Source organism: Actinocrinis sp., from assembly GCF_035938995.1.
Taxonomy (GTDB): domain Bacteria; phylum Actinomycetota; class Actinomycetes; order Streptomycetales; family Catenulisporaceae; genus DASZGI01.
In genome coordinates this window covers 22,130-28,484 of sequence record NZ_DASZGI010000015.1, presented here as the reverse complement: position 1 = coordinate 28,484, position 6,355 = coordinate 22,130, and the positions used below count along the sequence as shown (strand labels likewise).

General features: G+C 70.7%; 3 protein-coding genes. 1 reads left to right on the top strand and 2 read right to left on the bottom strand.

Annotated elements, in window-relative coordinates:
* The coding region (locus tag VGZ32_RS00830; RefSeq protein WP_326883795.1) for a helix-turn-helix transcriptional regulator at positions 1-2,699 on the bottom strand (2,699 nt) is incomplete at its 3' end.
* A 289-nt stretch (positions 2,700-2,988) separates the two neighbouring features.
* Here VGZ32_RS00830 and VGZ32_RS00825 point away from each other — a divergent pair.
* Entirely contained in the window at positions 2,989-3,684 is a 696-nt protein-coding gene (locus tag VGZ32_RS00825) for an alpha/beta hydrolase (RefSeq protein WP_326883794.1), read from the top strand.
* 159 nt (positions 3,685-3,843) lie between these two features.
* Here VGZ32_RS00825 and VGZ32_RS00820 read toward each other — a convergent pair whose 3' ends face one another.
* Entirely contained in the window at positions 3,844-6,114 is a 2,271-nt protein-coding gene (locus VGZ32_RS00820; RefSeq protein WP_326883793.1) for a helix-turn-helix domain-containing protein, read from the bottom strand.
* Positions 6,115-6,355 lie beyond the last annotated feature (241 nt).

The following is a 6,355-nucleotide window of genomic DNA, read 5'->3' as shown; positions in this document are numbered from 1 at the left end:
GGGAAGAGCTGGTAGAGGTGGGTCGAAACCGTACGCGGAGACAGGAAGAGCTTCTCCCCGATCTGCTTGTTGGTCAGGCCCGCGGCCGCCAGACTCGCGATCTCCCACTGCTGCGGTGTCAGCGCGCTGCCCTCGGGATGGGCAGCCTGGGCCCGCATCTGGCCGCCGCAGGCGCGCAGTTCCTTGTTGGCCCGCTCGGCCCAGGGGACGGCGCCGAGCCAGCCGAAGATCTCCGCGGCGGCGTTGAGGTAGTGGCGGGCCTGAGCCGGAGCCCTGCCGCGCCGCAGCCGCTCGCCGTAGTACAGCTGGATCCTCGCCAGGTCGAAGGGCCAACGCTCAGCCTCTTCGATGGCGAGAGCCTGGCCGAATCTGTCCGCGGCCTCGTCGTCGTCTTCGGCCGCCAATCCGGCCGAAGCGAGAATGACCATGTTCAGCCGCGGCGAGACAGCATGCAGACCTGCGTCCCTGGCCGCTTTGACGTGGTCGAGAGCCTTGTCGCGCCGACCCGTCCGAGCCGCGGCCTCCACCGTGTCCAGCATCGCCCACAGCGCGTGACCGGCGAAGGGTGCGAACGATCCGGCCGGCGAGATCGTGCACGCGTGGTGGTATGCCGCTTCGAAATCGTTCTGCGACAGGGCGACCAGTGTCCTGGCATGGGCGGCGTAGCAGCGGACGGCGCGGCCGCGGCGGGACGCTGCCCACTGGTCCATCTCGTCGGCGAACCTGCACGCGGTGGTGAAGTCGGCACAGACTGCTGACACGCAGGCGAGGATGAACTTCCCCGTCCACGCGCGCAGCGGATAGTTGAGCTGGTCGCACAAGCTCAGCCCGTTGCCGACCACGTGGCGCAGCTCCGACCACTGGCCGGTGAACCAGGCGTGACTCCCCCACAGAAACGAGGCCTGGATGGCTGTGAAGTTGTTCTCCCCGGTGCGTCCGCCGCGGGCCGTATGCCGCAACGGCTCCTCCATGGCGCCGATGCGGTCCGCGTAAGCGGCAGCCGTGGCGATCCGCACGATCCGGATCGGGTCCGATGTGCCGGGGAGCGCCGCGATGACGCTGTCGAGCAGGGCCCAATCGGACGGGCACGCGCGGGCCGGATCGGCGAAGGTCGTCCGCAACAAATGCAGCGTGTCCGGGACCGAGGTGCACCTCGACATCACCTCGTCGTAGTCCGCCCACAGCTCGCGTCTGCCGCCGTGGAGGCACACCATCAGCAGCGCGGACAGCGCCTCGAGCACGGTGGCGTCGGCCGGGTCGTAGGGCTCGGGCAGGAGCGCGATCGCGCCGGACAGCAGGCGATGGGCGGTGTCGATGTCTCCATAGCTGTTGAGCAGGTACACCGACGCGGCCACCGCCGACGCCAGGGAGTCGGCGCCCGGCGCGGCCTGCTGTGCGGCATCCAGCAGGCGCGGCACGTCCCGCACGTCGCCGGTCAGGTTCGCGCCGAAGAACGCGGCCCTGGCCAGTCGCCGGGCCCGCTCGCCGGCCGCCGGGCTCAGGTCGGCGGCGCGCACCAGCGCCGCCACGGCGTTCGGCCCGTCACCGCGGCGGGCAATGACGTCGGCGACCTCCTCGAGCAGCATCGCGATCTGTTCATCCGGTTCGACCGCGGCCTGCGCGAGGTGCCACGCCCGCTGCTCGGGGACCCCGATCCACGCCTCCGCGAGCGCGCGGTGCACGCTGCGCCGCTGGTCGCTGGTCGATAGCTCCACCACCGCCGAGCGCATGAGCGAGTGCCGGAATCCCAGCCGCCCGGTCGCGTCGTCGACGTTGACGAGCTGAGCTCGCTCAGCGGGCGCCAAGTGCTTCAGGCTGGACCGCCCGGCCACCGCCCGGCCCACGACCTGTAAGTTGCCGCTGCCCTCCAACGCCGCGACGAGCAGGAGGTGCCGCGTGGCAGCCGGCAGACCGTTGATACGGGAGGCGAACGCCGATTGGAGGCGCCGGCTCAGCGGAAGGCGCTTCGGCAGGGCCTGCGACGCAGTCCGCTGAGAGTCGGTGAGGGCGGCCGGGAGCTCCAGTAGCGCCAACGGGTTGCCCTCGGCATCAGCCATCAGACGTCGACGAACCCGCGGCGCCAGCGCCGGGAAGCGCCGGGTGAGCAGTTCCTCGGCGGCGGCATCGCTGAGCGGGCCCGGTTCATGAAGGGGAAGCCCGCTGTAGTCGAAGAAGCTCTCATCCCCCGGCCTGGCCGCGCACACCATCCCCGCGCCGGGTCCGAGCAGTCGGCGCGCCACGTGCCCCAGAACGACGGCGCTGGCCCGGTCCAGCCACTGCACGTCGTCCAGCACCAGCAGCGTGGGCTTGCCGTGTGACAGGTCCGCGATCAGCGACACGACCGCGTTCGCGACCGCATCGGGTCCGGGTACGGTGCCCCGCTCGAAGCCCAGGGCGGCGGCGAGGACGGGCACGTCCTCCGCTTCCGCGCGACTCTCCGGCGACGAAGCCAGGAGTTGTTGCAGTGCGCCGTAGCTCGCCTGCGCCCGGTACTGCACACCTAGGGTCTGCAGGACCCGTATCCCGGCGGCTTCAGCGTCCCGGGCGGCGGCTGCGAGCAGCGCCGTCTTCCCGACTCCCGGCTCTCCCAGCAGCAGCAACGCCCCACCGACCCGCGGGATGCCGGCCACGAAGACGCCGAGCCGGCCCAGGTCGGCATCCCGGCCGACCAGGGAGTCGTCGGAATCCGCGACCTCCATCGCCATACTCCCAAGTCAAACAGCGGTACAGCGAGGTCACCAGGAAAAACGGGGTGCAAAAGTATGCCCTGCGAAGCCCGGGTCGGCGTGCTGGTCACGCGGTCCGCCGCTCCCTGATCTCCCAGAGACGGCCGCCCCCGCAGTAAGCCGACGGCCGACCAGATTCCCGTTGCGTGACGAATTACGTCATATGACGGGCGCGGCCGCGCCGATCGCGTTCCTACTGTCCTCCCCACGGGGCCCGACCATCAGGTCCGGAACACAGCGTCCGGAACACAGTGGAGGATTGATGAACGACAGCTCACGGCGCGGGAATGTCGTGCTGGTCCACGGAGGATTCGTGGACGGCTCCGGTTGGCAGGGCGTCTACGCCATCTTGAAGGCCGACGGTTACAACGTGGCCATCGTGCAGAATGCCACGTTCTCCCTCGAGGGCGACGTCGCGACGACACACCGGGTGATCGCCGCGATGCCGGGGCCCGTAACGCTGGTGGGCCACTCGTACGGCGGCGCCGTGATCACCGAGGCCGGCAGCCACGAGAAGGTCAAGGCCCTGGCGTACATCGCCGCGTTCGCCCCGGACCAGGGCGAGTCGGTCGGCACCCTGACGTCCAACCCGGCGCCGGGCGCCCCGGTGCCGCCGATCCTGCCGCCGGTCGACGGGTTCCTCTTCCTGGACCGGGAGAAGTTCCCGAGTTCCTTCGCCGACGACCTGCCGCTCGCGCAGGCCGAGTTCATGGCCGACTTCCAGGTGCCGTGGGGCGTGCACGCCCTCAACGGCACGATCTCCCAGCCGGCCTGGCGGTCGAAGCCGGCCTGGTACCTGGTGGCGGCGGACGACCGGATGATCCCGCCGCCGGTGCAGCGGTCGATGGCCGAGCGGATCGGCGCGAAGGTCGTGGAGGTCCCCGGCGCCAGCCATTCCGTCTACCTCTCGCACGCCGCCGCCACCGCCGAGCTGATCAAGCAAGCCGCCCTCGGCTGACGGACCGCCAGACCTACCCACAGGAGCACCTACGAGGTTCCTGGGCAAGCGCTGGAAATACGTCGCCGACTGCACCGCCGCGGCCTGGCACACCGTCCCCTCCTGGGGCATGGTCGCCGGCCGGCCGGGAACGGGGCGTACCCGTTCCCGGCCGAAGCGTCATCGCCCGATGCGCCACTGCTCCAGCAACTCACCCATCTCAGCGACCTGTGCTGGGGCATCGACTGCCGAGAACCGCGCTCGGGCCGCCTGAAGCATCGCCGTGGCCTCATCGAGGCGGCCCCGCCGGCTCAGCAGCCGCGCGAACCGGAACTCGGTCTCGGCCTGCCGATGCGGCAACCCGGCCCGATCGGCGTGGGCCAGAGCGAGCCGGTAGGAGTCCTCGGCCAATTCGTCCTCGCCGGCCGTCTCGTACGCGCCGGCCAGGAGCATGCCGCTCACCAACAGCGAAACGTCGGCGATCAACTGCCGCGCCGCGCCGGCCTGCGGGACGCGCGCCAGCTCGAGGCCCTGCTGAAGTTTCTCAATGGCCTCACGTGGACGCTTCAGCAGCGTGAGATTCGCAGCCTGGGCCTGGAACACCTGGATGTGGCCCTCGTAGTCACCCGCCTGGACGAATAAGCGCTCTGCCTCTTGGGCATAGAGCAGCGACGCGGCGGGGTCTCCGCTGCGCGTCAACGCGTTCGCCGCGTACTGGAACGCCCATGCCTGCTGCCGTATATCTCCGGTTTGCTCGGCGATGCGAGCCGCGTGCAGCGCGGTCTCTGCGGCGAGCTTGTACTCCCCACGCGTCAGCTGCGCCCATGACAGGTAGTTCAGCTGCGTCGCCTGCGCGACGGCGTCGCCCAACCGCTCCGCCGCATCAGCGGCGAGGCCGAACAACTCGTGCCAGTGCACCCATCGGTGCCAGCGGTCTGAGAACCAGTGCAGGGACTCGGCAGCGTCGACGACCTTGCGGTCCCACCCCTGCTCCGCGGCGATGCGCACCGCGCCGAACCAGTTGTCGGCCTCGGTCTGCAACCACTCGACCGCCGCGTCTGGACTCGACAGGTCCACCCGGTGCTGGCAATCCGACGACGGTTTGAAGCCGCATTCGGGCTCGAACCAACAGCCTGCCGCGGCCGTCACGTCCAGCAGCCACTCAGTCATCGTCCTGGTCAGCGCCGCCCGTTCCGACGGCTCCTCCTCGGCCGCCAGGCGATCCCCGGCAAACAGGCGGATCAGATCGTGGAAGCCGTAGCGGAGGCTGTCGGTCTGCGACAGCAGACCCAGCTCGTGCAGCTCGTCCAGCAACTCCTCGGTGTCAGGCATCGAGGATCCGATCAGCACCGAGGCCAAGGGCGGCGCGAAGTCGGGCCCCGGCGCCAGCGCCAGCCGACGGCACAGCCGCCGGGCCGCCGGGCTCAGCTGGTCGTAGGACATGCCGAACGCCGCCGTGATCTGCAGGTCGCCGGCCTGGATCCGCTCGAGCCGCCGTTCGGAGTCGGCCAGCTTGTCGGCGAACTGCCGCGCGGTCCAGCTCGGCCTGGTGGCCAGCCGGTTGCCGACGATACGCAGCGCCAGCGGCAGTCCGCCGCACACCGCGGCCAGCTCCACAAGCCCGTCGCGCCGGGAATCGTCCGCATCGCCGATGATCGAGCTGAGCAGCCCGAGCGCCGCGCCGGATTCCAACACCGGCACCGGCAACCGCTCGACTCCCTCCAAACCGGTCAGCAGCCTGCGACTGGTCACCAGCGCCACCCCCGAACCCGCTCCGGGCAGCAGCGGCCGGACCTGCTCCTCGTCCCGAGCGTTATCCAGGACGACGACGGCGGGCTGCGATTCCAGCAGCGCACGGCACTGCCCCGACCGACCGTCCACGTCGTCGGGGATGTCGCGGTTCCCGACCCCGAGCGCCTTCAGGAGCCGGAACAGCGCCAATCCGGGATCCAGCGGCTCGGCGTCCAAGCCGCGCAGGTCCACGTAGAGCAGGCCGACGCCGCGCTCTTCCGCCAGCCGCCGCCCCGCCTCGACTGCGAGCGTCGTCTTGCCGACGCCGGCCGGGCCGGACAGCACGACGACCAGCGCGGCGGTCCCGGACCCGGCGGCCAGCGTCACGAGCCAGTCCAGTTCGGCCGAACGGCCCGTGAAATCCGGAACCGACCGCGGCGGCACACCCCACCCGGTCGGCGCGGTGACCGGCCGCGGACGCCCGACGCCCGCCAGCCGTTCCAGCGCCTCGCGCTCCGTTTCGTCCAGGCCCAGACCATCGGCCAGCGCCATCACGGTCCGCCGCTGCGGGCCCAGACTGTGCCCGCGCTCCAGCCCGCCGATCGTCCGTGCGCTCACCCCTGAGACGTCCGCCAATCCCTCCAGCGTCATCTGCGCCCGCTGCCGCAGCCGGCGCAGTTCTGCGGCGAACGTCTCCGATTGCCCTCGGCCCTCAGCCATCCGACCTGATCCCCTCCCAGGGGCACCATCGACGGCTTGACCGTACCGGAGGCGGCTCAATCTGCGCAGGCTTCGTCTGGTGAGAGGCGGCAACCCGAAGGGCATCCGGCCCCGCGTAGGACCGGCTGGACGGCGGGTACCGCAACGCTGGCCACCGGCCTGCCCGCCGGGATCAGCACGAATCATTCGACGGCTACCGTGCGTGATCCACGACGGCTTTTCAACCGAATCCGCACCCGGG

What these genes read in the sequence shown, in the direction of transcription:
- VGZ32_RS00825 (WP_326883794.1), top strand. Translation starts at nt 2,989, where the DNA reads ATGAACGACAGCTCACGGCGCGGGAATGTCGTGCTGGTCCACGGAGGA.
- VGZ32_RS00820 (WP_326883793.1), bottom strand. Translation starts at nt 6,114, where the DNA reads ATGGCTGAGGGCCGAGGGCAATCGGAGACGTTCGCCGCAGAACTGCGC.